The following is a 25,048-nucleotide window of genomic DNA, read 5'->3' as shown; positions in this document are numbered from 1 at the left end:
TATGTTTATTGAACGCTCGGATGAAAATCCAATATTAAAGCCAAATAAAGACCAGTCGTGGGAAGCGGAAGCGGTTTTTAATGGCTGTCCGATAAAGAAAGGAAAAGAAACCTATCTTCTTTACCGTGCTCTTTCTCTGCCACATTATCACGCTCTTGCTCAAACAAAGTTAATGGTTTCGAATATCGGCATTGCCCAAAGCAAAGACGGAGTTAATTTTTCAAATCGTCGGCATTTTATCATTCCGGAAGAATCTTGGGAAAAATTTGGTTGTGAAGATCCTCGAGTCACCAAACTTAACAACAAATATTATATTTTCTACACGGCGCTTTCCGTTTGGCCTCCAAAAACCGAAGGAATTAAAATAGGTCTTGCGATAAGCAGGGATTTGAAAACAATTAAGGAGAAACATCTCGTTACGCCCTTCAATGCCAAGGCAATGGCGCTTTTTCCGGAAAAGATAAATGGAAAAATGTGGGCCGTGCTTACTGTTCACACCGATAAGCCACCAGCACAGATTTGCCTCGCTTCTTTTGAAAAAGAAAGTGATTTATGGTCGGAAAGTTATTGGCAGAAATGGTACAAGAATTTCGAAAGATATTCGTTGCCGCTCCAACGCAGGCCTCAAGATCATATTGAAGTCGGTGCTCCACCTATAAAAACTAAAAGTGGTTGGCTTTTGATTTATTCCTATATTAAAAATTATTTCTCTGGAGAGCGGCTTTTTACCATTGAAGCGGTTCTTCTTGATCTCAAAAACCCGCTCAAAATTATTGGTCGTACCAAGAGACCGCTTTTAACACCGGAGGAATATTATGAGAGAATCGGTCTCGTGCCCAATGTCATTTTCCCCGCAGGCGCGATTTTGGAAAAAAATCTGATTCATCTTTATTACGGAGCAACTGATACTACCTGTTGCCTTGCTTTTATTGACCTCCCCATCTTAATGGAAAGGATTTTAGGAAGCGGAAAATCAATTAAACTCAACCGTGCTAAAGAAAACCCGATTATTACAGCAAAGAAGGAGCATTTATGGGAATCTAAAGCGACATTTAATCCCGGTGCCATTTATCTGGACGACAAAGTCCATATTGTGTATCGCGCAATGTCTGAAGACAACACTTCGGTTTTGGGCTATGCCACAAGTAAAGACGGCGTCCACATTGATGAACGTTTGACGGAACCTATTTATGTTCCCCGAGAATCGTTTGAACAAAAAAATCAGCCGGGAGGAAATTCTGGTTGTGAAGACCCCCGCCTTACCAAAATCGGCAATAAGATTTATATGTTTTACACCGCTTTTGATGGTAAAAATCCTCCACGCGTGGCTTTGACATGGATTATGGTTGAAAATTTTCTGAAGAAAAAATGGGACTGGTCAAGGCCAATTACCGTTTCGCCACACGATTTTGCTAATAAAAACGCCGTTCTTTTTCCGGAAAAAATTAATGAGAAATATATTATCGTTCATCGAATCGGCGACGATATTGATTTGGCATTCGTTCGCGATCTGAATTTTAAGGCTATGAAAGAATTGGAAGAATATCGTTGGATTACCACAAGAAAAGGAATGTGGGACGACCTGAAAGTCGGCGTAGCCGCCCCACCGATCAAAACCAAAGAAGGCTGGATTCTTTTCTATCATGGGGTTTCTGAAGAAGATAAATTTTATCGGGTAGGTGTGCTTTTGCTTGACTTGAAGAACCCAAAAAAAATCATTGCTCGTTCTGATGAACCGCTTTTAGAACCCGAGATGCTGTATGAAAAAGAGGGACAAATCCAGAATGTTGTTTTTCCGTGCGGGGCGGTTCTTATTAAAGATAAAGTATTCATATACTATGGAGGAGCGGATAAAGTAATTGGCGTGGCCACAATATCGCTTCAGGAATTATTTAAAATGCTCAAAGCTTCTAAATACTAATATGACTATCAAAAAGAAAAACAAAAAAATTATTGTTGCCGTAAGCGGAGGTTTTGACCCAATTCACGTGGGCCATATCCGAATGTTTAAAGAAGCAAAAAAATTTGGCGATGTATTGGTTGTTATTTTAAATAACGATAACTGGCTCAAGGTAAAAAAAGGGCGTGCGTTTATGCCGCAAGATGAAAGAAAAGAAATTTTAGAAGCAATAGGTTGCGTCGATAAAGTGGTGGTCACAAAACATTCTGAAAACTCAAAAGATATGAGTATTTGTAAAGAATTATTAGAAGTTCGCCCACATATTTTTGCAAATGGAGGAGATCGAACCAAAGATAATATACCCGAAGTTGCCGTATGTAATGAAATTGACTGTAAAATGATTTTTAATGTTGGTAGAGGCGGAAAAATCCAGTCAAGTTCCTGGTTACTTAAAAAATACGCAGAGAAAACCATACCTTTATAAAATTTTAGTAGCGAACTTTTCCATTACGAATTGTTGCGGGAGGCTGGAGCCGCTATTTTAGTTAACAAGAGTAGGTATAGGGGAAAGTTCTAGGTGCCCTAAAAGGAAGTTTTTTCCCGCAGACACACTAATTGCAGAAAAGCTTATCACTAATTTGATTATTTTGTTTACAGAATCTCCAAGACATAAAAATTGGAACAATGAAAAAGATTAATATAAAACAACTTCACAATATTGTACGCAAACCTTGGGGGAAGTTTTATGATTTTGCGGAAAGTAGAGGAAAATGGCATCTGAAAATTCTGCTTATCAAAAAAGGGCATTTGTTGAGTCTGCAAAAACACGCCGAAAGAAGTGAATTTTGGATTGTTGCCGAAGGTGAGGTGAGAGTTCAAAAAGGAAACAAGAAGAGCGTATTGACTCCGCAAAAAACCATTTTCATCAAGAAGAGAGAGTTACATCGCATTGAGGCTCTTACTAATGCTGTTATCGTAGAGGTTTCATTTGGTGAACATAATGAAGACGACATTGAACGTATTGCTGACGATTACAACAGGTCTTAAAAGAATGTTTGAGAATAGAATTGACCATCAGAAATATTACTATAATTGACTAACATTATAACTATCATTCTAAAGTATTTTACCCAAATCTTCTTTAAAAAACTTCATTAATCTTCCTGTGCTCATCCCTTAATTGGGCACTGAAATATGAAGCTACAGTGTAGATGTTTATAGTTAATCCATTCAAACCATCGCTCTTGACAGACTTTTCTCGACTCATCCGCTGGTGGAAGAAAGAGTAAAGAGGTTAGAAAAAATATAGCCGCTGCCAAAAATCCCGTCCGTCCCCGTAAGAATGGCTCGTTTGCCGAATATATATCGGTATGATTGAGCGAGCCGAAAAGAATATAACGCTGGAAAACATTGAGAAAATTGCCAAATCGTTGAATGTTTCTGTGCGTGACTTATTTCGGAAATAATTATGAACCATAACCAACATTCAAATTATTTTTTACTTTTCTGTCTCACAGCTTCGATAGTTGTTGTGTATTTTATCGTTCAGCCGTTTCTAATTCCTCTTATTGTGGCGGCTGTGTTCGCTTTTCTTTTTCAGCCTATCTACGGAAAATTTTTGAGTTTGACGCGAGAGCGATCGAGTTTTGCGGCTTTTGCCACAACCGTTACCGCCATAATTCTCTTTGTTTTACCAATAGCGTTTCTTGGGACTCTGATATTGAAAGAATCAACAGGGCTCTATCTGACACTCTCGGGCGAAAACCGAAATGATTTGGTTGCGGTGGTTGAGGGAGTTTTGGATCAAGCGCGTCTCGTTTTGCCGATTCCGGAAACATTTGAGTTGAATATCAATCAACATATTAAGCAGGGATTGGGAGTCTTGGTTCAACATCTTGGCGGGATTTTCTCAAGTTTTGTAAAAATACTTTTGAACGTGTTCGTATTTCTTAACGCCTTTTATTTTTTCTTAAAGGATGGGCACAAGCTAAAAGATTACCTTGTTGCATTAAGTCCGCTTGATGATAAGGATAATGAGTTAATCGTTTTGAGACTTCAATCTGCCGTATCGGCCATCGTAAAGGGTAATCTCACCATCGGTCTCCTTCAAGGAATACTCACCGGCATAGGATTTACGATTTTTGGAGTTCCCAATGCCGTTCTTTGGGGAAGCGTGGCCGCGATAGTCGCTTTGGTGCCGGGAATAGGCACGGCGCTGGTTATCGTTCCCGCAATTATCTTTTTGTTCCTTACCGGTAATGCCTTTGGCGGGGCGGGGCTTATTATGTGGGGGCTAACTGCTGTCGGTCTCGTTGATAATTTTTTGGGGCCGAAACTCGTCGGACGAAGCATGCGACTACATCCGCTGGCAGTATTTTTGGCGGTGCTTGGAGGTCTCGCCCTTTTCGGGCCTTTGGGATTTTTGCTTGGTCCTCTCTCTATGAGCGTGTGTTTGGCATTGATTGATATTTATTTTTCCTTGAAAACACGAGATAAAATAATGAATTAGTGAGAGGTTTTTAAATAAAACTAACTAGTTGAATCCCATGATTGAAAATTTTATTACCTATATCCAGTCAATAATTTCACAATATGGCGCATGGGGAGTTTTTCTTGCAACTCTTATTGAAGAAATTATTGCTCCGGTTCCGTCACCCATAGTGCCTCTCGCCGCTGGTTTCTTTCTTCTCCCAACCAGCGTTTCTTTTACAGAAATCGTACTTAGAGGAGCTTTTACCATTGCTCTTCCGGTATCCATTGGGATCACTATTGGGTCGACCTTGGTATATGCTCTCGGTTTTTTCGGCGGTAAGCCGGTTATTGAAAAAAGTAAAAAGTGGACCGGGATCAACTGGGATGATATTGAGAAATCAGAGGCACGATTCACGCGCGGCAAAGGCGATGAAATATCCCTTTTTGTTTTGCGAGTATTACCAATTATACCGGGAGTCGCAATCTCCGGTTTCTGTGGGGTTGTTCGTTATCAGTTTAAAAAATTTATTATTATTACCAGCCTTGGAGCGTTTGTCCGTGCCTTTGTACTAGGCTTGGTTGGATGGCAGGTCGGAGAATTATATGTAACTTATGCGGATATGATTTCAAAATTTGAAAAATATGTTCTTTCAGTTGTTTTTTTCTTACTACTTTTATCTTTTTTGGGTTATTATATTAGAAAAAAAATTAAAGCACGGCGAATGTAGTTACCATCCACAAAGTTATTATGAATGATTGGCACGCAAAACCCATTTCAAAGATTTTTGAAATCTTGCGTTCAAGCGAGATTGGTTTAACATAAAAAGAAGTCACTCTGTGTTTCAAAGAGAGGGGCTAAAATACTATTCCTTCTGGTAAAGCGGATAACCCGATACTTCTTTTTTAAAGTCAACTCAATGGCTCATTTGTAACTGCTAACTACTTTGGTAACGGTTTAGTATAATATTAGTTGGTCGAAAAAACTAACTAATAATTAATACCAAATTTGAGAAAAGGTATAGAGGAATTGATTACTTGACACCTAAACAAAAATTATTAGAATTAGAATTAAGAATCTCATCAGAAGAAAATTCTAAAGCACGATCTGATAAGATCCAAAGATTAGCTGAAAGTCGAACAGTTGATCAATCAATAACTATTAATTCTAATCATTTCGTTACCAATGTGGTTGGATAGTACAATTAATAATATAATTTTCCTTTGTTGGCCAGTTAAATTGGCAAATGGGGGAGCAAATTGATGAGTGAAAATATAGAAGAAGATAAAATAATCTCTGAGTATAGCCAAGAGAAGCCCAAGAAAAATAAAGTTCTTTTCATTGCATTAGTTCTTTTGTTATTGGGTGGATCAGTTTTTGCCCTAAGGTCATTTATTTTTCGTCCCTCTCCAGAAAGAATTTTGAGTAATATGGTTACTAAAATGAGTGAGCTAGATAGTTATGGATTTGAATGGAAAGGTAATATTGGTGTTGTTGGCGAAGATTCTTCTGTGGCATTTGCATATAATATGACGGGAGAGAGTGATATGGTTGCTGATGTTAGTAAACTAGATTTTGATTTTAATGCTTCTATCGAGGGCACATCTTTCACCTTAACTGGTGATGCGATCGGTTCTGGAAATGATGTATATTATAGACTTACAACTATTCCAGTTATTCCCTTGATGGATCTTAGCATGATTAGGAATCAATGGATTAAGGTAGAGGTTTCGACTGATGATGTTGAAGAAATGGATAGGAAAGTTAAGATTGTGACTGAAAAGATTATGAAGCTGATCAAAGATAACGATATGATGAAAGTAAAAGAGGCTTTACCTGACACAAAAATTAACGGAACTGATGTATACCACCTTGTTGTTCATTTAGATAAAGATGTAATAAAGAATATCACCCCGGATTTAGTAGAAATAATAGTTAGCCTTTCAGATGATGATTATTTGATTGATATGCCAACCGAAAGTGATTACCAAGAATTTAACAGGTTGATGGATCAATTTGGAAACATTGAAATGGAAGTATTTATTGGAAAGAAAGATTTTTACCTTTACAGGTTAGATTTTACAAGAGATATGGATCTTTCTGAGATTAATAATGATATGTTAGGCACATTATCTATGGACGCTCAGATTAATTTTTATGATTTTGGGAAATCTGTAGTTGTAGAAATTCCAGATGACTATATCACCATTGAAGAGCTTATGGCTCCTATGATGATGGATCAAGATTTTATTCTTCCAGAAGAAGAGATAATGACGCAAGGCTTGGATTCTATTTGATTCTCAACTTTCTTTTTGATATGGATAGGCAAAGTAAATATCAAAACCAGTTTCTTTTCTTGAAGCTTTGCCATTTCCTTTTTCTTTATCTTGGTTCTTAGCGGAACAGATTGCTGATTTTTCTGTTCTATTGTAAAGGCATGTTGTTTATTGGGTTAATTAATGATACCTCATTAATTATTTTATCTGAAAACACATGCTCTTTTAATTTATTTCGATGTTTCACTTCGGAGTAGAATGTATCATCCAAGTTTGACATACGGATCTTTTTTATATAGAATATAAGAAATGAAAAAAGGATATTATAAATTATTGAGTGCTATTTTTCTTTTATTCGGAGTTCTTTTAGGTACTTTTGTTTATCCGGGATTTTTTAATCGTGGAATAGATTTTTTGAATAATAAAACAGGGCTTGAATTTTCTCACTTTACAGAAAGACCGTTTAGATTAGGACTTGATCTTCAAGGAGGAACACAAATGCTTTATCAAGCAGATCTTTCTGATGTTCCAGAGAGCGAAAGGAGTCAAAGAATGGATAGTCTACAAAGTCTTATTGGACATCGCATTGATCAGTTTGGTATTGTCGATCCTTTAGTTCAAATTAAGGGAGATAGGCTAGTAGTAGAGTTAGCTGGTGTTGTCGATTCGGCTGAAGCCATGAGAATGATTGGAGAAACACCATTTCTAGAATTTAAAGAATTATATGTTGAAGAAGAGCAAATGATTGAAGCAGAACTGCATAACGCCGAGGCATTAGTGCGGGCAGAAGAGATATTAGGAAGAGTTTTAGCCGGTGAAGATTTTAGTGAATTAGCACGTAGCTATTCTGATGACCCTGGAAGTGGCAATCAAGGGGGAGATTTAGGTTGGTTTGGTCGAGGAATTATGGTTCCTGAATTTGAGGAAGCAGTTTTTGGTCTATCTAAAGATGAGATATCATCTGAAATTATTGAAACTCAATTCGGTTATCATGTCATTCAAAAAACTGAAGACGAAAATGACGATGGACAAATAAAAGCAAGTCATATTTTAATTGAGAAAAGATCTATTCAAGATGGTTTGACTTGGAGAAGAACCGAGTTGGGAGGTCATCACTTAAAGACTGCTCGTTATATTGTAGATCCGTTGACTGGAAGAATCCAGATTGAACTTGAGTTTACAGCAGAAGGGGCTCAAATATTTGCAGCCATAACTGAAAGAAATGTTGGTCAGCCTTTAGCAATATTTTTAGACGGTAGGTCAATAATTGATACTACTGGTGATGGAAAAATAACAGAAGATGATCTTTACGCTCCAATGATTCAAGAAACAATTACTGGAGGCAGAGCAGTTATTACCGGAGACACTAGCCTTGAAAAGGCCAGAGAGATTGTTAATCGTTTAAGGAGTGGAGCACTACCAGTTCCAATTCAGCTAATGTCGCATCAAAGTGTTGGCCCAGCCTTAGGAATGGATTCGCTTACCAAATCATTAGGAGCTGGATTATGGGGATTTTTAGCTATAGCTATATTTATGATTATTTTTTATCGATTGCCTGGGATATTGGCAGTTCTTAGCTTATCCCTTTATATATTATTAGTCTTATCAATATTTAAAGCTCTTCCCGTAACGCTTACCCTATCAGGTATTGCTGGGTTTATTCTATCTATCGGAATGGCTATTGATGCTAATATATTAATTTTTTCCCGAATGAGAGAAGAATTAGCTTTAGGTAAAAATATCCGAGATAGTATTGATAGTGGTTTTAATATGGCTTGGTCATCAATTAGAGATGGAAATGTTACGACCCTGATTGTAGCTTTCATTCTATTTTTTATAGGAACAAGCTTTGTAAAGGGATTTGCTTTAACCCTAATTATTGGTATCTCAGTCAGTATGTTCTCTTCTATGATAATAACGAAATATTTTTTGAAATCTTTTGAAGGAGGCAGGCTTGCTGATAAAAGATCACTTTGGAAATAACATGATTGAATTTACTAAATACAGAAAAGCATATTACGCGCTATCTTTAACTTTAATAGGAGTAGCGATTTTTTCTCTTATTAATTTTGGCATGAACCTTGGAATAGAGTTTACCGGAGGTAGCATAATTGAAATAGAATACGAATCAGATAGGCCAACTACTGAAGAGCTAAAAAGAACTTTGTCAGGCCTTGATTTGGGAGAATTAACCATTCAGCCAGCCGGAGATAATTCATTTGTAATCAGAATGAAGGACATCTCAGATGATACTTATTTAGAATTAAGAGATAGGCTGTCTGAAGCAAGAGTAAATTATTTTGAATCAATTGGACCAGCTATCGGAAGTGAATTACGTAATAATGCAATTATTAGTATAATCTTAGCTTCATTAGCCATAGTAATATATATTGCGATGACTTTTACTGGTATTGAAGGAGGATCGATAAAATCATGGCAATACGGAGTGGTTGCTGCCGGGATAGGATTTTTCCACGATGTTTTAATAGTAATTGGAGTTTTTTCTTTGCTTGGTTATCTTTACGGAGTTCAATTCACTATTCCAATCGCAGTGGCTCTTTTGACAGTTCTAGGGTATACAATAAATGATACGGTGGTTATTTTTGACAGGATAAGAGAAAATCTTGCTCTTGACCCAAGAGCTAATTTTGAAAAGATAGTGGATAAGAGTATAAATAATACTCTTGGAAGATCAATCAATACTTCTCTAACAACTCTATTTGTTCTTTTTGCAATATTCTTTTTGGGTGGAGAAACACTTAAATATTTCATAATGGCCTTGATACTTGGAATATCGCTTGGAACTTACTCCTCAATATTTTTAGCCGGACCACTTTTAGTATCTTGGTTAAAATTGAAAGAGAAAAAAATTAATCAATAAATATGTTTGATTATAATCAAATTTCATCTGAACTTGTTAAAAATCTTCCTGACCGGACAAAGGATGTTATCTCAAGAAGGTTCGGCTTAAATGGCCCTAATAATTCTTCTAATTTTGTTTCTTCGGGTAAAATAAGAAGAGAATCGCTTGAATCAATTGGCAATGATTATCAAATTACAAGAGAGCGAGTTAGACAGATTGAATTTGACGGCATGACTAAGATTAAGAATAATACCAAGAAGTATAACAAGGTTTATAAAAAATTTAGAGAAAAAATTGAAGACTTTGGAGGAGTAAAAAAAGAAGATCTTTATCTTTCTTCTCTTGGTCAAGAAAAGTGGGTTAATCATATTTTCTTTCTTCTTAATTTAGACGACACATTTTTTAGGTTCTCTGAAACAAAAGATTTTCATTCTTTTTGGGCGATAGACCCATCACACATAAGTTATGCTAAAGAGGTAGTAGGATCTATTCATAATGTATTGGATGAAAAAAACGAGCCATTAAAGATTAGTCATTGTGCTACGATTTCGCCCCTTTCTGATAAACCACTCAATTCCTATCTTGAAATATCAAAGCATATTCATCAAAATGATGAGGGATTTTTTGGTCTAAAGAATTGGCCCGAGGTTAATCCAAAGGGAATAAAGGACAGAGCTTACTTGGTCCTAAAGAAAGAAGGCACGCCACTTCATTTTGCTAAAGTAGCCATGGCTATTAACAAGAGCGCGCTTCCTCAAACTGTTCACAATGAATTGATTAAAGATGAAAGGTTTGTTTTGGTAGGAAGGGGTATTTATGCTTTAAAAGAATGGGGATATCAACCGGGTGAAGTAAAAGAAGTTATAACAAGAATTCTTCAAAAATCTAAAAATCCTCTTTCTAGGGAAGAGATTATACAAAAAGTTTCAGAGCAAAGAATTGTTAAAGAAAACACTATATTACAAAATTTGAGTAACAGAAAATATTTCTCTAGGAATCTAGACGGCCACTACATTATAAAAGAAAGTTAATTTCAAAATATGCCCGAAGAGATACTAGGTGTAATAGATCCACTATTAATCTCAGCAGTGCCATATATAGTTATTATTTTATTAATAATTGAAAATTGGTGGTGGGTTATAGTTCCTTTTGTTTTATGGAAGCCAACATCTTTTCTTTGGCTTTGGTGGAGAAATGAAATATGGGATGATAAGCAAAAGAATATTTTATTAGAAATAAGGGTCCCAAATGATATTCTTAAGCCAATAAGGGCTATGGAGGTAGTTTTAATGGGCCTTTGGCAGATTCATCAGCCTCCTGCTCCAATAGAAAAATGGTGGGATGGTCAAGATACTCCCGCTTATTCTTTTGAAGTTGCATCAATTGATGGGGTCCCACATTTCTTATTAAGATGTAATGCCTTATTTAGAGGTATGGTAGAGAGTCATATTTATTCACAATTTCCTGATGCTGAAATTGCTGAAGTAGAAGATTATACCAAAAGAGTCCCGAGTGATATGCCCAATAAGGAGTGGGATCTTTGGGCGGCTGACTACAAGCTCAAAAAGCCAAATCCGTATCCAATTAAAACTTATCGTGAATTTGAAACTGAAAGGGAGTCAAAGGAAGAAAAAAGAATTGATCCGATAGCATCTCTTCTTGAAGGATTATCAACCTTAAAAAAAGGAGAGCAAATGTGGGTCCAGATAAGGGCAAAAGCTGTTTCAGAGAGTGATGTCGATGGTGACCTTAGGTGGATAACTCAGGGAAAGCAAATTATTGATAAGCTTACTTTTAGGGGGGGGCCTGCTCCCAAGCAATCATTTATTGGTGAGATTATTAGTACGATGTTCTACGGTCCTGCCAAGAAAGAGGAAAAGTCAAAAGATATTCTTCCTCCTGAAATGAAACTAACTTCTGGAGAAAGGGATGTAGTTGCAGCTATTGAGAAGAAGTTAAGTAAGCCGGCGTATAGATGCTATATCAGATTTGTTTACTTGGGCAAAAAGGGAGTTTTTTTTAAGCCAAATCTAAAATTGCCAATGAGTTATTTTACTAATTTTGTAACCGATGATTTAAACGCTCCGGTTCCTGATGGTCTAACTTTAACAAAGGTTAGAAGGAAATGGTATGATCCTTTTTGGTTTCCTAAGAGGAGACTTTATTTGAAAAAGAGACAAAGTTTTAGAAAATATATTATGCGCGTTCCCTATTATTTTCCTAGTTCTGGCGGAGAATTTATATTAAACGTTGAAGAATTAGCTACCTTGTACCACTTCCCGTCACGAACATTAACCCCGTCATCATTACTTCCACGAGTCGAATTTAAGAAAGGAGAAGCTCCTTATGAGCTTCCAGTAGAAGATTAACATTGCTTATGAAGGAAATTACTTTTTTTGGTGAAACCACTTTTCGCAATAGAAGAAGGAAGTTCGGAATAAAACTTGACGATCGAAGGCGTCATTTTTATGCTATTGGTAAAACTGGAGTAGGAAAAACAGCCATGATGGAAAACATGGCGATTCAAGATATTCAGAATGGTCATGGAATTGGTTTTATCGATCCACATGGAGAAGCTGCGGATAATATTTTAAGGTTTGTTCCTCCCACTAGAATAAACGATGTTATATATTTCAATCCGGCTGATCTTTCGTATCCGATTGCGTTTAACGTTATGGAAAATATTAATCCTGATCAACGCCATCTAATATCATCGGGATTAATGGGTGTTTTCAAGAAAATTTGGCCCGATGTTTGGTCTGCAAGAATGGAATATATTCTTAACAATACTATCTTGGCTCTTCTAGAATATCCTGATGCTACTCTCTTGGGTATTAACAGAATGTTCTCTGATTCTGAATTTAGGAAAAAGGTAGTAGAAAAAGTTGAGGATCCAATTATAAAAGCCTTTTGGCTTAATGAATACGCAATGTATAGCAAACAATACGAGACGGAAGCCACCGCTGCTATTCAAAATAAGGTAGGTCAATTTATTTCTAATCCTCTTATTAGAAATATTGTAGGTCAAGTTAAATCTACAATAAACATAAGAGAGATAATGGATACCAGGAAAATATTTATTGCTAATATTTCCAAGGGAAGAATTGGTGAGGATAACTCTAAATTATTAGGCTCACTTATTATTACCAAGCTTCAGTTGGCGGCTATGTCACGAGTTGATATTCCAGAGCCGAAAAGAGAAGACTTTTATTTATACGTTGATGAGTTTCAGAATTTTGCTACAAGTTCTTTTGCAACTATTCTATCGGAAGCTAGGAAATATCGCCTTTCTTTAATATTGGGCCATCAATATATTACTCAAATGGAAGAAGAGGTAAGGGATGCCGTTTTTGGAAATATGGGGACGATTACTTCATTTAGAGTTGGTCCTGAAGATGCAGAATTTTTAGAAAAAGAATTTGGTCCAGAATTTATGGCCACTGATTTAGTTAATCTTCCTAAGTATAATATTTACGTTAAGTTAATGATAGACGGTATTTCTGGAAGACCGTTTTCAGCTGAAACTTTACCCCCCCTTGAACCTCCCAAAGAAGTAGATGTTGACAAGATAATAAATTCATCGAGAGAAAGATATGGTAAGTCTCGTGAAGTGACCGAAGAGAAGATTAAGAAATGGTTTGGCGGAGCAGTCCTTCCCGTAACATCTCTTGAGTCGTCTTTAGAACTGTACGATGCCATATGTTCAAAATGTGACAAGAAGACCAAGGTAACCTTTAAGCCGGACGAAACTCGTCCAATTTACTGTAAATCATGCAGAAAGAAAATACAAAAACCATCTAAGGAAGAGGATAATAAAGAGGAAAATGTATCCCTTGATAATATCAATTCTAAGAAGCCAGTTCTTTTTTCTTTTTTTAGAAAAAATAAAAAAGAAGAGGCAGAAAAGCCAAAAAAAAGCGTCGATGTTAATAAACTAAGGGGTGCATTACAAAACTCATTGGGAAAAATAAAAAAGAAGAATGATGAAATTACTTAAAAATTATAAGTTTAGAGGTAAAACAGTTTTAGTTAGGTGTGACTTTAATGTTTCCTTTGATGAAAAGGGAGTTATTTATGATGATTTCAGAATAAGATCAGCTTTGCCAACTATACAATATCTTCTTTCTTGGGGGGCAAAAATTATTCTAATGACTCATTTGGGGGACAAAAAGAGTTCTAAAAAAATACTTCCCAGAATCGAAGAATTATTGAATGAGAAGGTTTCTTTTATTCAAGAGCCAAACAGTGAGATTGAGGCCGAAATTAAAAATGATCCATTTCCCAAAGTTTATCTCTTAGAGAACTTGAGATTTTTCGATGGAGAAAAAAATAATAGTATTGAATTTGCAAAAAAAATAGCTAGATTGGGAGATCATTATGTAAATGAGGCTTTTTCGGTTTGTCACAGAGAACACGCTTCGGTTTTTTGGCTTCCCAAATTATTACCTAATTGTGCCGGAATAGAGCTAGTAAAAGAGGTTAACGTTCTCTCGAAGGTAAGAAAAGATCCACGGAGACCATTGGTAGTAATAATTGGGGGAGCAAAAATATCATCAAAAGCTAAGGTAATAAATTCTTTTCTTTTAATGGCTGATCATGTTCTTTTGGGTGGTAAGTTAGCTAATGATGTACTAGTTGTTAAGGGCATGTCTCCTAATAGATCTTGGCCAGAAGAAGATGTAGTTAATGTCATTAAAACAATTGAACTTACATCGCCTAAAATACATTTACCCGTTGATTTAATAGTTTCAGATTCGAGTTGCGATGATTGTCTTCATATTATTGCTCCGGGAGCGACTAAAAAAGATGATAATATTTTTGATATAGGTCCTGAAACTATTAGGATGTATTCTGATATTATTAAAGATGCAAAAATGATAATATGGGCGGGACCTTTAGGGTTATTTGAAGATTCTAGATTTGAAAACGGAACACGAGAAATAGGGAAGGCAATAAGTCGTAATTTCGGCGCATTTAGAATAATAGGTGGTGGAGATACTGGATTAGCCTTACATAAATTTAAAATTAGAGATAATATGGATCATGTATCAACCGGAGGGGGTGCAATGCTTTATTTTTTGACTCAAGGAAATTTACCCGGATTAAAAGTATTAGGATATGAAGATTAAAAATATAGAATTAGTTGCAAATAGAATAAAGCAAGCTGTTAAAGATAAGGAGAAAATAATTCTTTACGGTGATGCAGATCTCGACGGAACTTCGTCGGTTATTATTCTTGAAGAAGTAATAGAAGAATTAGGTGGTAAAGTTTTTACTGTATATTTCCCTGATCGAGAGAAAGAAGGTTATGGAATAAATGATAAAGCACTAAAATATTTAAAAGATAAACTTGGTAAAAAAGACGCACTCCTTATTGTTCTTGATTGTGGAATTACTAATTTTAATGAAGCTGAAATTGCTAAAAAAATAGGTTTTGATTTAGTAATCGTTGATCATCATCAACCCTTAGATAAACTTCCCAATGCTTCAATTATCATGGATCCAAAACAGCCGGGAGATGATTTTCCTTTTAAAAATTTTGCTAATACCGGATTAGTTTTTCGATTGGCTGAAGAGATATTGGGTAAAAAATTATTGTCATCAAAAAGAAAAAGTTTTCTTGAACTAACTGCACTGGCTACAATAGCAGATATGATGATTCAGGAAGAGGATAATAAATTCTTTATTGATAAGGGACTGGAAACTCTTTTGAAAACAAAAAGATTAGGACTTAAGGCTTTGCTTGAAAATAATAATATCAATAGCGACCTTTTGATTAGAGATATTGCTCAAAAAATGGTTTCTGCTCTTAGTGCTGCTGATATTGATGATCATAAGACTGAAAGCTATGTTCTTTTAACATCAAAGAGCGAGCACAAAGTTAAAAAAATAGCTAAAAAATTAGTTAATAAGAGTATTGCAAAACAGATGAGAGTTAAGGAATTAACTGAGAAGACGATTAGTAATCTGTCCCTGGAGTCTCCGGTTGTCTTTGAGGGCGGTTCTGATTGGGAAATAGCTCTATTGGGCTCAACTGCTTCTAAAATCTGTCAGAGAACCGGCAAGCCAGTCTTTCTATATAATAAATCAAAGAAAACGAGTCGGGGAGCCGTAAGAGTTCCTCCAGAGATGAATGCAGTTGAGATAATGCAAAAAAGTGCTAAATTACTCAATGCTTTTGGAGGTCATCCGCCAGCGGCAGGTTTTAGTATTAAGAATGAAAATATAGAGGCTTTTAAAAAAGATTTAATTAAATATTTTAAGAATTTATGAAAAAAGTAATAATCTATACAGATGGAGCATCAAGGGGAAACCCTGGTTCTGCTTCTGTAGGTGTGGCAATTTGTAATGAAAAGGGGGAGATTGTAAAGACTTATTCTCATTATCTAGGAGAAGATATTACTAACAATGAAGCGGAATACCAGGCTGTTATTCATGCTCTTAAGAAATTTACAGCACTATTTGGTAAGCAGTTAGCTAAGAAGTCAGAAGTTGAAATAAGGGCTGACTCCGAGTTGTTGGTAAAGCAAATTAAGGGGGAATATAAAGTATCAAATCCAAGAATTCAAGATCTTTTCATACAACTATGGAATTTAAAAACTGAATATGCTAAAGTTGATTTTAAGCTTATTCCAAGAGAGAAGAATAAGGAAGCTGATAGATTGGCCAACGAAGCTTTAGATGAGCAAAAAAGATCTACTTTATTTTAATATTATTTTATAAAAAAATTAGAATTAACATTATGAATAACAAATTAAGAATGAGCAAAACAAACATTATAATCGGATTACTATCAATTTTATTGATAATCTCTCTTTCTTTTATATCAGTGATTATTTGGCGAAATACAAAAAATTTTTTAATTAGTCAGGGATATGCAATGGCAGTATCTAATTTGATTGATGCTGCTGAAAATGAAGATTGTGCTCCATTCCCTGTACATCTTGAAGAAAGATCAGTTCAGCTAATAAATATTGATTGTCTAACTCCAGATGAGGCGGAAATTTAAATTGTAAAAAAGAACCTCTTTGATTAAAGAGGTTTTATTTTAAGATTTCAATCTTTTTTGTACTACGGGAAAGATATTTGTCAAATTTGTTGACGAACAGCCTTTTTCTGGTATTATAAGGATAGTTCAAAGGGGTGAGATGATCGCTTTCTCTTAATTGAGAAGGAGGAAAGTCCGAACACTCCCCTGTTTTTTAATAGGGAGCAAGTAGTGGGTAATACCCATCCTTTTTTCAGGGTAATTCTTGGGGAGAGAGAGGTGCGAACAGTGACGTTCAGATCCGAGAGGTGACGAACTCCTTTTTCATAAAGGGATGAATTCAAGGAGTAATCTTTGGGGTGAAACGGCTAAATCCTTACTTGAGTGCAAGAACAAACCTTTTTATTCGTAAAAAGGAAAAAGTGGTTCGCTTGATTCCATAGAGTAATTTATGGAACAGATAAATGATCGTCGCCCTTTTAATGGTAACATTATTTAAGGGAACAGAATTCGGCTTACCACCCTTTTGGGCTTTTTTAATACTAAAAAAGCTGCTTTCAAATGATTGAGAGAATATTAAATTCAAGGGCAAAAACTATAACTTTTGCAGCATTTCTTCTTGGCCTATCTACTTTTATTAGTGGGCTATTGGGAATTTTGAAGCTACGTCTTTTAGCTAGTCAATTTGAGCTTCATGACTTAGATAGTTATTTCGTCGCTTTTCGTTTTCCCGATCTTATTTCAGCAACTTTGATAACCGGAGGCATAATTGTCTCTTTTTTACCTTTATTTTCTCAATATTTTCAAAAAAGGAAAGAAGATGCCTGGGAGTTAACCAATAATATTATAAGTGTAGCTATTACGATTTTCAGCTTTTTATGTGCTATAGTATGGCTATTTGCACCATTCTTTGTTGATATCATTGTTCCAGGATTTACCGGTCCTCAAAAAGAATTAGCAGTTTCTCTGACTAGGATAATGTTTATTAGTCCTTTGATTTTTTCAATTTCGGCCGTTTTTTCAGGAGTTTTACAATACTTTGATCGTTTTTTGATTTATGCGTTAGCTCCAATCTTTTATAATTCCGGAATCATTTTTGGTATTGTGGTCCTTTCTAGATTTTTTGAAACTCCGATATATGGTGTTGCATACGGCGTAGTCTTGGGAGCATTTTTACATCTTTTAATACAGATACCCCCTGCGATAAAGTGTGGTTATAAATTTAAATTCATTTTTAATTTAAAAGATCCGGGAATTAGGAGAATGGGTAGGCTTATGATTCCTAGGATGGTTGGGCAAGCCTCTTCGCAAATAAGCTTGATTGCTATTACATTTATCGCATCTTTTCTAGCTGTAGGCAGTGTGGCCATTTTTAATTTTGCTAATAATCTTTATTTATTTCCGGTGGCAATAATTGGAGTTTCTTTTGCAGTGGCCGCTTTTCCAAGTTTTTCTAAGCATTTAGCCAACGGCGAAAAAAGAAGTTTTTTCAATAATTTTTCGGCCGCTTTCCGAAGGATTATTTTTATAATGCTTCCAGTTAGCTTAATGACTCTTATTCTAAGAGCACAAATTGTAAGATTGGCGCTTGGAGGCGGAGACTTTGATTGGGCTGAAACTCGACTTACCGCCGCAGCCTTAGGAGTTTTCTCCTTGGCAATATTGTTTAGCAGTTTTATACCTTTAATTGTAAGAGTTTTCTTTTCACTTCAGGACACCAGAACTCCTGCAATAGCAAGTGTTGCTTCAGTTGTCTTGAATATTATTTCCGCCTTTGTGTTTACTTTTCTTTTTAGAGAGGGAGGATTTTTGCATCCATTTATCTACACTATTTTCAAATTAGAAGGAATACCTGATATTCAAGTAGTCGGACTAGCTTTTGCTGTTTCACTTGCCACTACATTCCAATTTTTTTTGCTTTTGTATTTTTTGAAAAAAAGAATGCCGGACCTTCCTTTTATGGGCATTTGGAATTCTTTTAAAAAAACTTTATTTGCTTCTTTGGTGATGATAGTGGCTTCTTATTTCACATTAAAGTTAGCGGTAGTTTTCGTTGAACTAACGACTTTTTGGGCGGTATTGTTTCAAGCCACTTTTTCCTTTAGTATGGGAGTTATAGTATATTTAACCGTTTTACACTCACTAAAGTCACGAGAATTAAAGGGAATCATTCTTTCAGTTAAAAAACAATTAAAAATAAAAAATGATAAAAGGAAATATTAGAAATTTTTCAATAATAGCTCATATCGACCATGGTAAATCAACTTTGGCTGATAGGATTCTTGAGTTAACTGGAACCGTCACTCGAGATAAAATGCAGGAGCAGTTTTTGGACAATATGGAACTGGAAAGAGAAAGGGGGATCACTATCAAACTTCAGCCTGTAAGAATGAATTACAAATCTAATGGGCAAGAGTATATAATTAATATGATTGATACTCCTGGTCACGTTGATTTTTCCTATGAAGTTTCTCGGTCTTTGGCTGCAGTTGAGGGTGTTGTACTATTGGTGGATGCTACCAAAGGCATACAGGCTCAAACTTTAGCTAATTTAGAATTAGCCCAGAAGCAAAAGCTAGTGATTATTCCAGTTATAAATAAGATTGATCTTCCGGGGGCTAGAACCGATGATGTTGCTGAAGATATTTCAGAAATTATAGATGTTCACCCCGATCAAGTTTTAAGAATATCAGCTAAAAATAATATAAATGTAGACAAAGTCCTTGAAGAAATTATTACAAAAATACCAGCTCCTGAGGCTGATGATCAAAAACCATTAAGAGCATTAATATTTGATTCTAAATATGATTCCTTTAAGGGCGTGTTATCTTATTGTCGAGTTGTTGAGGGGGTTATGAAAAGAGGCGATAGAGTATATCTAATTGCTACAAATGCCAAGGGTGATGCCAAAGAGATTGGATATTTTCTCCCAGCCCTTACCTCTAAACCAGAAATAAAGTCAGGGGAGATGGGATACATAGCGACAGGCATTAAAGAACCTGGAATGGTTCGAGTTGGAGACACTATTACTCAACTGGAAAATAGAGGCATTAGTCCTCTTCCAGGATACAAGGAATTAAATCCAGTAGTCTTTGTAAGTTTTTATCCAGAGAGTAACGATGATTTCGGCCTCTTAAGAGAGGCTCTTGAAAAATTAAAATTAACTGATCCCGCATTAACCTTTGAGCCTGAATTTAAAGAAGTTCTGGGCAGAGGTTTTCGTTGCGGATTCTTAGGGTCTTTGCATGTTGAAATTATATCCGAGAGATTACGTCGAGAGTTTGACTTAGAATTGGTCATTTCTTCACCCTCAGTTGTTTATAAGATAATAGACAATAAGGATAAAGAGAAACTCATAATGTCTGCGTCAGATTGGCCAGACCCATCAGGTATAAAAGAAACCCAAGAGCCTTGGGTGTTGCTAGAAATTATGACTCCAGCTAGCTATATGGGCGGAATAATGGAGCTTTTAAATGTCTTTGGGGGTAAGTATATTGATACTAAATATTTTAAAGGAGACAAAATAATGATAGTTTATGAAACTCCTTTAAGAAAGATAATTACTGGTTTTCATGACAAGGTTAAGAGTATTACTCAAGGATATGCTTCATTCAATTATAATATAATTGGATTTAGAAAGGGGGATTTAGTGAAACTGGAAGTCCTAGTTGGTTTTAATGTTGAGGAGGCTTTTTCAAAAATAATTGCCAAAGACGAAGCTTTTACCGAGGGTAGAAAACTTGTTGAAAAATTAAAAGAAGTTCTTCCGTCTCAACAATTCTCTTTAGCAATCCAAGCTAGAATTTATGGTAAGATAATTGCTCGCGAGACAGTTAAAGCAAAACGAAGAGATGTAACCGCTCCTCTTTATGGAGGAGACGTTACTAGAAAGAGAAAACTTCTGGAACGTCAGAAGAAAGGAAAGAAGAAACTCCAAGAAAGAAGCGACAGAATCAACATCCCTACGGAGAGTTACTTAAAAGTTTTTAAGGATTAGGATATAATTAAAAAGCTGGGGCAAGTATACTAAACATCATGCCGAAAATAACAAAACAAATGAGGGCGATCCAAAGAAATTTTATTTTTTTGTTTTTCATAATATGATAAGAGGTTTAAAAAGAAAAAAAGAAAAGAAGTCTTTAGAGATGAGAGCAATTTCTTTTTTATTCTCTTTTGCTGTAATATTTTTAATTTTTTTACTATTGGTTTCAAATATTAGGATACACCAAAGAAGGTCTGAACTCAAGGCTCAGATTGAAATAAAAGAGCAGGAAATGAATGAGTTAAGATTAAGAGCCGATTATTTAGAGGGCATTAATCTAACAGAAGAAGACTATTTAATAGAAAAAATGGCTCGTGAGCAGTTGCTTCTTAAAAAGGAGGGCGAGGAGGTGGTAGTTTTTTCTTTTCCCGAGGAAGTAGAAGAAAAAGAAAAGGAAGTTATTTCAGAATTCATTTGGTGGAATCCTCTAACTTGGAAAATTCGTTAGTTTTTTGCCCTCTTAGCTTAGTGGTAGAGCAATGGTTTCGTAAACCATAGACACCGGTTCAATCCCGGTAGAGGGCTTGTTTTATTAGCACTTTTTAATTATAATACCCCTTAGTATGATCAAAGAATTAAGAGAATTAATAGAAGAAACTAAAGAAAAACTCCTCTTCCTAGGGGAGTATCTTTGACATTGAAGATAAAAAAAAGAGAATTAAGCAGATAGATTATGAATTTTCTGATCCTGAATTTTGGGATAATAAAGAAAAAGTTGCTGAGCTAAACATAGAGTTTAGTTCTCTTAAAGAAGAGGTGGAGAGAATTGAATCTCTCTATGAAGAGCTTAATGACCTTGAGGATCTTTCGAATCTTGAAATGGATCATCAAATGTTATTGGACCTTATAAATAAGGCAAAAGACTTTAAAAAAAGAATAGGAAAAGAAGAGATTAAGGTTCTTCTCTCTCAAAAATATGACAAGCGTAATGCTTTAATACATATTTTTGCTGGAGCAGGAGGACAAGATTCACAAGACTGGGCTACTATACTTTTGAGGATGTATGAAAGATATTCAGAATCGCAAGGATTTAAGGTTCGAATAATTAATCAGTCCTTTGGAGAAGCAGGAGGTCCAGATGGTAGAATTGGAACTAAAGAAGTAATTTTAGAGGTTAGGGGTAAATATGTATTTGGCATTTTAAGACCAGAAAGGGGAGTTCATCGATTAGTAAGACTGTCACCATTTTCATCCAAGAGTCTTAGACATACTTCTTTTGCGATGGTTGATGTTTTACCTGAGATTGATGAAAAGGATGACCGTATTGATATTAATCCAGATGAGATAAAGGTGGATACATTTAAAGCATCTAGTCCGGGAGGTCAAAATGTAAATAAAAGAGAGACAGCCATCAGAATAACCCATATCCCAACCGGAATAGTAGCTACTTCACAGAACGAGAGAATGCAGAGTGTAAACAAGGAAAAAGCAATGAAAATATTAATGTCTAGATTGATTCGTCATGACGAAGAAAAGCGAGAAAAAGAAATTCAAAAAATAAAAGGAGAAAAAATTGATTTCGGATGGGGTAGTCAAATAAGATCGTATGTCCTTCATCCGTATAAGATGGTAAAAGATTTAAGAACTGGAGTTGAAACATCAGATCCCGAATCAGTTCTTGAAGGAAATTTAGATGAATTCATTGAGGCTGGAATTAGATGGTCGCATCAGCAAAAAAAGAAACAAATTATTAAATAAAAAATTAAAATGATATCTTTTAACAACGTTACCAAAAAATATCCGGCCCATTTTGCTAAAAAAGAAGCAGTAGTTTTTAATGAAATATCTTTTAAAGTAGATAAAGGAGAGTTTGTTTTCATTACTGGTAAATCTGGTTCCGGAAAGACGACCCTTTTTCAATTAATTATTGGAAAAGAAAAGCCGAATAGTGGTACTATTCTTCTTGATGGAAAGGATATTTCAAAGTTAGGACCAGGAAATATTCATAAATTGAGAAGAAAGATTGGAGTTATATTCCAAGATTATAAGTTATTACCTAAAAAGAATATTTACGAAAATATCTCATATGTAATGGAGGGATTGGGTATGAGTGACGAGGATATTAAAAAGAATATCCCAGAACTTCTTGAAATAGTTAATCTTTCAGATAGAGCTTATCATTTTCCTCATGAATTATCTGGAGGAGAACAGCAAAGAGCTGCGGTTGCAAGAGCTTTGATATGTAATCCTGATATTATTTTAGCCGATGAGCCAACCGGAAATATCGATCCCTATAATACAATTGATATTGTTAATTTATTGCTTAAAATAAATGAGAAGGGGACAACTATTATTTTTGCTACCCATGATAAGGAAATCATAAATAAACTTAATAAGAGAGTTATTAGTTTAAGCGAAGGCGCTATAATAAGAGAAGAAGTTTCTGGTAAATTTAGGCTATAAAAAATAATCAATAAATTATGTTTGTTTCATTAAAAAGAACTATTAAGGCAGGATGGATCAATTTTCGTCGCAATACTAGTCTTTCGATAGTAGGAGTTTTTGTTATATCTCTGACCATACTTTTGACTATTTCAATTTTTGCCGTAAGAGATTTCGGGCAGGTAATAATTAATGATGTTCAGGATAAAATGAGTATCAGCCTTTACTTCAAAGAAAATGTTGATGAAGTTACTGTTTTAGAGACAAAAGATGCAATTGATGGGCTCGATGATGTTACAGAAATCAGATACATTTCTCAATCTCAGGCTTTAGAAGATTTTATTCAAAGATATAAGGATAATCCAGTCATTATGGCTGGTGTGGCTGAAATTGGTGATTCGTTTCTTAGGCCAACTTTAGTTATTAAGTCTGATACTTTGGAGGGGTATGATAATATTGTAGCTTTTCTAGAAGATAGCCCTTCAAGAATATTTTTTGATGAAATAGACTATGCTAGACGGAGAGCAGTTATTGAAAATATTTTTGCCATCATTGATATTATTACTAAGATTGGTGTTGTTCTAGCCATAACAATGGGGTTAATTGCAATGCTTATCGTTATTAGTACTGTTAAATTAGCAGCCTATGGGATGAAAGAGGAGATTGAAGTATTGAGATTAGTAGGTGTTTCAAGAAGATTTATATTATCATCATTTATTATTCAAGGATTAATTATTGGTCTTTCTGCTACAATTCTCTCTTTTGCAATTGTTTTTGGCTCAGGATTATTCTTTGGAGATAAGCTAAGCATTTTTATTCCCGGGTTAGATCTAATGAGCTATCTTAGAGAAAATTTTGCAATTATTATCTTGATACAATTTGGTGTGGGTATTCTCTTGGGAACATTATCCAGCCTAATTACAACAAGAAAGTATTTAAAGGTGTAATCACCTTTAATATTGCCAGGTCGTCTAATGGTAGGACGATGGATTCTGACTCCATTAATCTAGGTTCGAGTCCTAGCCTGGCAGCCGCGTATTCCGTTTCAAACTTATTTTCGGTAACTAAAACCGATTTTTGCTAAAAAATGGAGTTTGTATCGTCCAAATTGGCTGCACGAACTAAACCCTCTCAAACTTTCTCTATCATTTTACCAAATTTAATCCATAAATCCAAGAAACGAAACCTGAACTGACGAATTGCCCGTCGCCAGCCGTCACTTTGCGGCGGCTGTGCCTCGCAGAAAAATGGACTTTTCCTTTAAGAATTAAAAATCGGTGCGCACAAAATCAAAAAATGTAAAGGCAATTTTTTTGCTTGGCTCCGTGCTACACACGAGTGGCGGAACTACTTATTTCTGCTCGCGGGCAAAATTCTTCCCTTAATTTGGAATAGTTTATCGAAGTAACGAGAATATAAATCGGAAAATCTATACAATTAACCTTATATAGAAACCGCCCTGTCAAAATCAATAGCATATAGTCTTGGAACTTGATTCAAATCAGGATTACCGTCCTTGTTTCTAAAAAAACGAAGAACAAAATTATTATCATGTATATGTCCATGCTGTATGTTTTGGCTCTCTAAAACCGATATGATTTTCCTTTTTTGCTCCTTTAGTTCTTGCATAAACATTCCTCCTGAAACTTTCGACCACCGTGTAAAGCTTAAATCCAAAACGCCAGAAAACACATCAACCAGTCCTTTTTTATTAAGTCTGTATGATTGGATTGGCTCAATCGGCACATAATCAAAACCGTTATTCTTCCACACTTGATAATTTTCGTAGATTTGCTGCCAAGCAAGAAATGCTTTCGGTTCTATGTGCCTGATAATCAACCTGTCTTTCAACGCGCCTCCGACAAGCGTAGTTTCTGAACCAGTCTTTTCAAATGCTTTTCTTCTAAACCTTTGTTTGTCGAAATTGCTATTGTCGTATAACGGAGATTTAACTATCTCATTGCTCAGCCCTGCGTCAAAAGCTATTTTTAGCAACGAAGCTCGTTCTTGTTCCGGGGCGTACTCAATCATCTCCGCTGCTTTTCTCTGAACCTCGAGGTCTTCTTGAGACAGGGCTTGTTTGATTTTTTCTGAAACCAATAATTGCAACGAAGCTCGTTCTTGTTC

23 protein-coding genes, 2 tRNA genes and 1 other RNA gene are annotated in these 25,048 nt (G+C 35.5%); 25 read left to right on the top strand and 1 reads right to left on the bottom strand.

What is annotated here, in order from left to right:
• Position 1: 1 nt before the first annotated feature.
• From KY054_01725 to KY054_01605, 25 genes are all read left to right on the top strand, one after another.
• On the top strand, positions 2 to 1,921 hold the full coding sequence (locus KY054_01725) for a hypothetical protein (GenBank protein ID MBZ1356474.1): 1,920 nt from the start codon (positions 2 to 4) through the stop codon (positions 1,919 to 1,921).
• 1 nt (position 1,922) lies between these two features.
• The gene (locus KY054_01720) at positions 1,923 to 2,384 is read left to right on the top strand and encodes an adenylyltransferase/cytidyltransferase family protein (protein ID MBZ1356473.1); all 462 of its coding nucleotides are present in this window, start codon (positions 1,923 to 1,925) and stop codon (positions 2,382 to 2,384) included.
• A gap of 200 nt (positions 2,385 to 2,584) precedes the next feature.
• On the top strand, positions 2,585 to 2,947 hold the full coding sequence (locus KY054_01715) for a phosphomannose isomerase type II C-terminal cupin domain (GenBank protein MBZ1356472.1): 363 nt from the start codon (positions 2,585 to 2,587) through the stop codon (positions 2,945 to 2,947).
• A gap of 323 nt (positions 2,948 to 3,270) precedes the next feature.
• Positions 3,271 to 3,366 carry a helix-turn-helix domain-containing protein gene (locus tag KY054_01710; protein MBZ1356471.1) on the top strand — a complete coding sequence of 32 codons (96 nt, stop codon included), beginning with the start codon at positions 3,271 to 3,273 and terminating at the stop codon, positions 3,364 to 3,366.
• A 2-nt stretch (positions 3,367 to 3,368) separates the two neighbouring features.
• Positions 3,369 to 4,409 carry an AI-2E family transporter gene (locus KY054_01705; protein ID MBZ1356470.1) on the top strand — a complete coding sequence of 347 codons (1,041 nt, stop codon included), beginning with the start codon at positions 3,369 to 3,371 and terminating at the stop codon, positions 4,407 to 4,409.
• A 37-nt stretch (positions 4,410 to 4,446) separates the two neighbouring features.
• Positions 4,447 to 5,100: a VTT domain-containing protein gene (locus tag KY054_01700; protein MBZ1356469.1), complete on the top strand. Its 654-nt coding sequence runs from the start codon at positions 4,447 to 4,449 to the stop codon at positions 5,098 to 5,100.
• 532 nt (positions 5,101 to 5,632) lie between these two features.
• Positions 5,633 to 6,667, top strand: coding sequence for a hypothetical protein (locus KY054_01695; GenBank protein ID MBZ1356468.1), 1,035 nt, complete (start codon positions 5,633 to 5,635; stop codon positions 6,665 to 6,667).
• Positions 6,668 to 6,955: 288 nt separating this feature from the next.
• Positions 6,956 to 8,629, top strand: a complete 1,674-nt coding sequence (gene secD / locus KY054_01690; protein ID MBZ1356467.1) for a protein translocase subunit SecD — start codon at positions 6,956 to 6,958, stop codon at positions 8,627 to 8,629.
• Between the two features lies 1 nt (position 8,630).
• On the top strand, positions 8,631 to 9,527 hold the full coding sequence (gene secF / locus KY054_01685; protein MBZ1356466.1) for a protein translocase subunit SecF: 897 nt from the start codon (positions 8,631 to 8,633) through the stop codon (positions 9,525 to 9,527).
• A gap of 2 nt (positions 9,528 to 9,529) precedes the next feature.
• Positions 9,530 to 10,540 carry a hypothetical protein gene (locus tag KY054_01680; protein ID MBZ1356465.1) on the top strand — a complete coding sequence of 337 codons (1,011 nt, stop codon included), beginning with the start codon at positions 9,530 to 9,532 and terminating at the stop codon, positions 10,538 to 10,540.
• A gap of 9 nt (positions 10,541 to 10,549) precedes the next feature.
• Complete coding sequence (locus tag KY054_01675; GenBank protein MBZ1356464.1) at positions 10,550 to 11,878, top strand: hypothetical protein; 1,329 nt, start codon at positions 10,550 to 10,552, stop codon at positions 11,876 to 11,878.
• A gap of 8 nt (positions 11,879 to 11,886) precedes the next feature.
• Positions 11,887 to 13,506: a type IV secretion system DNA-binding domain-containing protein gene (locus KY054_01670; GenBank protein ID MBZ1356463.1), complete on the top strand. Its 1,620-nt coding sequence runs from the start codon at positions 11,887 to 11,889 to the stop codon at positions 13,504 to 13,506.
• Complete coding sequence (locus tag KY054_01665) at positions 13,493 to 14,638, top strand: phosphoglycerate kinase (GenBank protein MBZ1356462.1); 1,146 nt, start codon at positions 13,493 to 13,495, stop codon at positions 14,636 to 14,638. Before KY054_01670 ends, KY054_01665 begins: the two co-directional genes overlap by 14 nt.
• Positions 14,628 to 15,782 carry a DHH family phosphoesterase gene (locus tag KY054_01660; protein MBZ1356461.1) on the top strand — a complete coding sequence of 385 codons (1,155 nt, stop codon included), beginning with the start codon at positions 14,628 to 14,630 and terminating at the stop codon, positions 15,780 to 15,782. Before KY054_01665 ends, KY054_01660 begins: the two co-directional genes overlap by 11 nt.
• Positions 15,779 to 16,219 carry a ribonuclease HI family protein gene (locus KY054_01655; GenBank protein MBZ1356460.1) on the top strand — a complete coding sequence of 147 codons (441 nt, stop codon included), beginning with the start codon at positions 15,779 to 15,781 and terminating at the stop codon, positions 16,217 to 16,219. Before KY054_01660 ends, KY054_01655 begins: the two co-directional genes overlap by 4 nt.
• A gap of 32 nt (positions 16,220 to 16,251) precedes the next feature.
• On the top strand, positions 16,252 to 16,518 hold the full coding sequence (locus KY054_01650; protein MBZ1356459.1) for a hypothetical protein: 267 nt from the start codon (positions 16,252 to 16,254) through the stop codon (positions 16,516 to 16,518).
• 126 nt (positions 16,519 to 16,644) lie between these two features.
• An RNA gene (gene rnpB / locus KY054_01645) (RNase P RNA component class A) lies at positions 16,645 to 17,031 on the top strand.
• Positions 17,032 to 17,058: 27 nt separating this feature from the next.
• Positions 17,059 to 18,720, top strand: coding sequence for a murein biosynthesis integral membrane protein MurJ (gene murJ, locus KY054_01640; GenBank protein MBZ1356458.1), 1,662 nt, complete (start codon positions 17,059 to 17,061; stop codon positions 18,718 to 18,720).
• The gene (gene lepA / locus KY054_01635; GenBank protein MBZ1356457.1) at positions 18,701 to 20,494 is read left to right on the top strand and encodes a translation elongation factor 4; all 1,794 of its coding nucleotides are present in this window, start codon (positions 18,701 to 18,703) and stop codon (positions 20,492 to 20,494) included. The genes murJ and lepA overlap by 20 nt, the downstream gene beginning before the upstream one ends.
• Before the next feature lie 103 nt (positions 20,495 to 20,597).
• Positions 20,598 to 20,987 carry a septum formation initiator family protein gene (locus KY054_01630; GenBank protein ID MBZ1356456.1) on the top strand — a complete coding sequence of 130 codons (390 nt, stop codon included), beginning with the start codon at positions 20,598 to 20,600 and terminating at the stop codon, positions 20,985 to 20,987.
• 6 nt (positions 20,988 to 20,993) lie between these two features.
• Positions 20,994 to 21,064, top strand: a tRNA-Thr gene (locus tag KY054_01625).
• 102 nt (positions 21,065 to 21,166) lie between these two features.
• Complete coding sequence (gene prfB / locus KY054_01620; protein ID MBZ1356455.1) at positions 21,167 to 22,237, top strand: peptide chain release factor 2; 1,071 nt, start codon at positions 21,167 to 21,169, stop codon at positions 22,235 to 22,237.
• Between the two features lie 9 nt (positions 22,238 to 22,246).
• Positions 22,247 to 22,942 (top strand): ATP-binding cassette domain-containing protein, encoded by a 696-nt coding sequence (locus KY054_01615; GenBank protein ID MBZ1356454.1) that lies wholly within the window; start codon positions 22,247 to 22,249, stop codon positions 22,940 to 22,942.
• Between the two features lie 17 nt (positions 22,943 to 22,959).
• The gene (locus tag KY054_01610) at positions 22,960 to 23,868 is read left to right on the top strand and encodes a permease-like cell division protein FtsX (GenBank protein ID MBZ1356453.1); all 909 of its coding nucleotides are present in this window, start codon (positions 22,960 to 22,962) and stop codon (positions 23,866 to 23,868) included.
• Between the two features lie 13 nt (positions 23,869 to 23,881).
• Positions 23,882 to 23,952 (top strand) — tRNA-Gln (locus KY054_01605).
• A 412-nt stretch (positions 23,953 to 24,364) separates the two neighbouring features.
• Here the strand turns inward: KY054_01605 and KY054_01600 are convergent.
• A partial coding sequence (locus tag KY054_01600) for a hypothetical protein (GenBank protein MBZ1356452.1) occupies positions 24,365 to 25,048 on the bottom strand: 684 nt, incomplete at its 5' end.

The sequence above is a fragment of the Candidatus Nealsonbacteria bacterium genome, from assembly GCA_019923605.1.
GTDB lineage: Bacteria > Patescibacteriota > Minisyncoccia > Minisyncoccales > CSSED10-335 > JAHXGM01.
Note: the sequence above shows the minus strand (reverse complement) of the source record. Positions and strands in the feature narration are given on the sequence as shown.

What these genes read in the sequence shown, in the direction of transcription:
- KY054_01715 (MBZ1356472.1), top strand. Translation starts at nt 2,585, where the DNA reads ATGAAAAAGATTAATATAAAACAACTTCACAATATTGTACGCAAACCT.
- KY054_01675 (MBZ1356464.1), top strand. Translation starts at nt 10,550, where the DNA reads ATGCCCGAAGAGATACTAGGTGTAATAGATCCACTATTAATCTCAGCA.
- KY054_01670 (MBZ1356463.1), top strand. Translation starts at nt 11,887, where the DNA reads ATGAAGGAAATTACTTTTTTTGGTGAAACCACTTTTCGCAATAGAAGA.
- KY054_01700 (MBZ1356469.1), top strand. Translation starts at nt 4,447, where the DNA reads ATGATTGAAAATTTTATTACCTATATCCAGTCAATAATTTCACAATAT.
- KY054_01705 (MBZ1356470.1), top strand. Translation starts at nt 3,369, where the DNA reads ATGAACCATAACCAACATTCAAATTATTTTTTACTTTTCTGTCTCACA.
- KY054_01610 (MBZ1356453.1), top strand. Translation starts at nt 22,960, where the DNA reads ATGTTTGTTTCATTAAAAAGAACTATTAAGGCAGGATGGATCAATTTT.
- KY054_01680 (MBZ1356465.1), top strand. Translation starts at nt 9,530, where the DNA reads ATGTTTGATTATAATCAAATTTCATCTGAACTTGTTAAAAATCTTCCT.
- secD (MBZ1356467.1), top strand. Translation starts at nt 6,956, where the DNA reads ATGAAAAAAGGATATTATAAATTATTGAGTGCTATTTTTCTTTTATTC.
- KY054_01660 (MBZ1356461.1), top strand. Translation starts at nt 14,628, where the DNA reads ATGAAGATTAAAAATATAGAATTAGTTGCAAATAGAATAAAGCAAGCT.
- KY054_01725 (MBZ1356474.1), top strand. Translation starts at nt 2, where the DNA reads ATGTTTATTGAACGCTCGGATGAAAATCCAATATTAAAGCCAAATAAA.
- KY054_01630 (MBZ1356456.1), top strand. Translation starts at nt 20,598, where the DNA reads ATGATAAGAGGTTTAAAAAGAAAAAAAGAAAAGAAGTCTTTAGAGATG.
- KY054_01615 (MBZ1356454.1), top strand. Translation starts at nt 22,247, where the DNA reads ATGATATCTTTTAACAACGTTACCAAAAAATATCCGGCCCATTTTGCT.
- KY054_01655 (MBZ1356460.1), top strand. Translation starts at nt 15,779, where the DNA reads ATGAAAAAAGTAATAATCTATACAGATGGAGCATCAAGGGGAAACCCT.
- KY054_01720 (MBZ1356473.1), top strand. Translation starts at nt 1,923, where the DNA reads ATGACTATCAAAAAGAAAAACAAAAAAATTATTGTTGCCGTAAGCGGA.
- KY054_01665 (MBZ1356462.1), top strand. Translation starts at nt 13,493, where the DNA reads ATGAAATTACTTAAAAATTATAAGTTTAGAGGTAAAACAGTTTTAGTT.
- murJ (MBZ1356458.1), top strand. Translation starts at nt 17,059, where the DNA reads ATGATTGAGAGAATATTAAATTCAAGGGCAAAAACTATAACTTTTGCA.
- KY054_01710 (MBZ1356471.1), top strand. Translation starts at nt 3,271, where the DNA reads ATGATTGAGCGAGCCGAAAAGAATATAACGCTGGAAAACATTGAGAAA.
- secF (MBZ1356466.1), top strand. Translation starts at nt 8,631, where the DNA reads ATGATTGAATTTACTAAATACAGAAAAGCATATTACGCGCTATCTTTA.
- lepA (MBZ1356457.1), top strand. Translation starts at nt 18,701, where the DNA reads ATGATAAAAGGAAATATTAGAAATTTTTCAATAATAGCTCATATCGAC.
- KY054_01695 (MBZ1356468.1), top strand. Translation starts at nt 5,633, where the DNA reads ATGAGTGAAAATATAGAAGAAGATAAAATAATCTCTGAGTATAGCCAA.
- KY054_01650 (MBZ1356459.1), top strand. Translation starts at nt 16,252, where the DNA reads ATGAATAACAAATTAAGAATGAGCAAAACAAACATTATAATCGGATTA.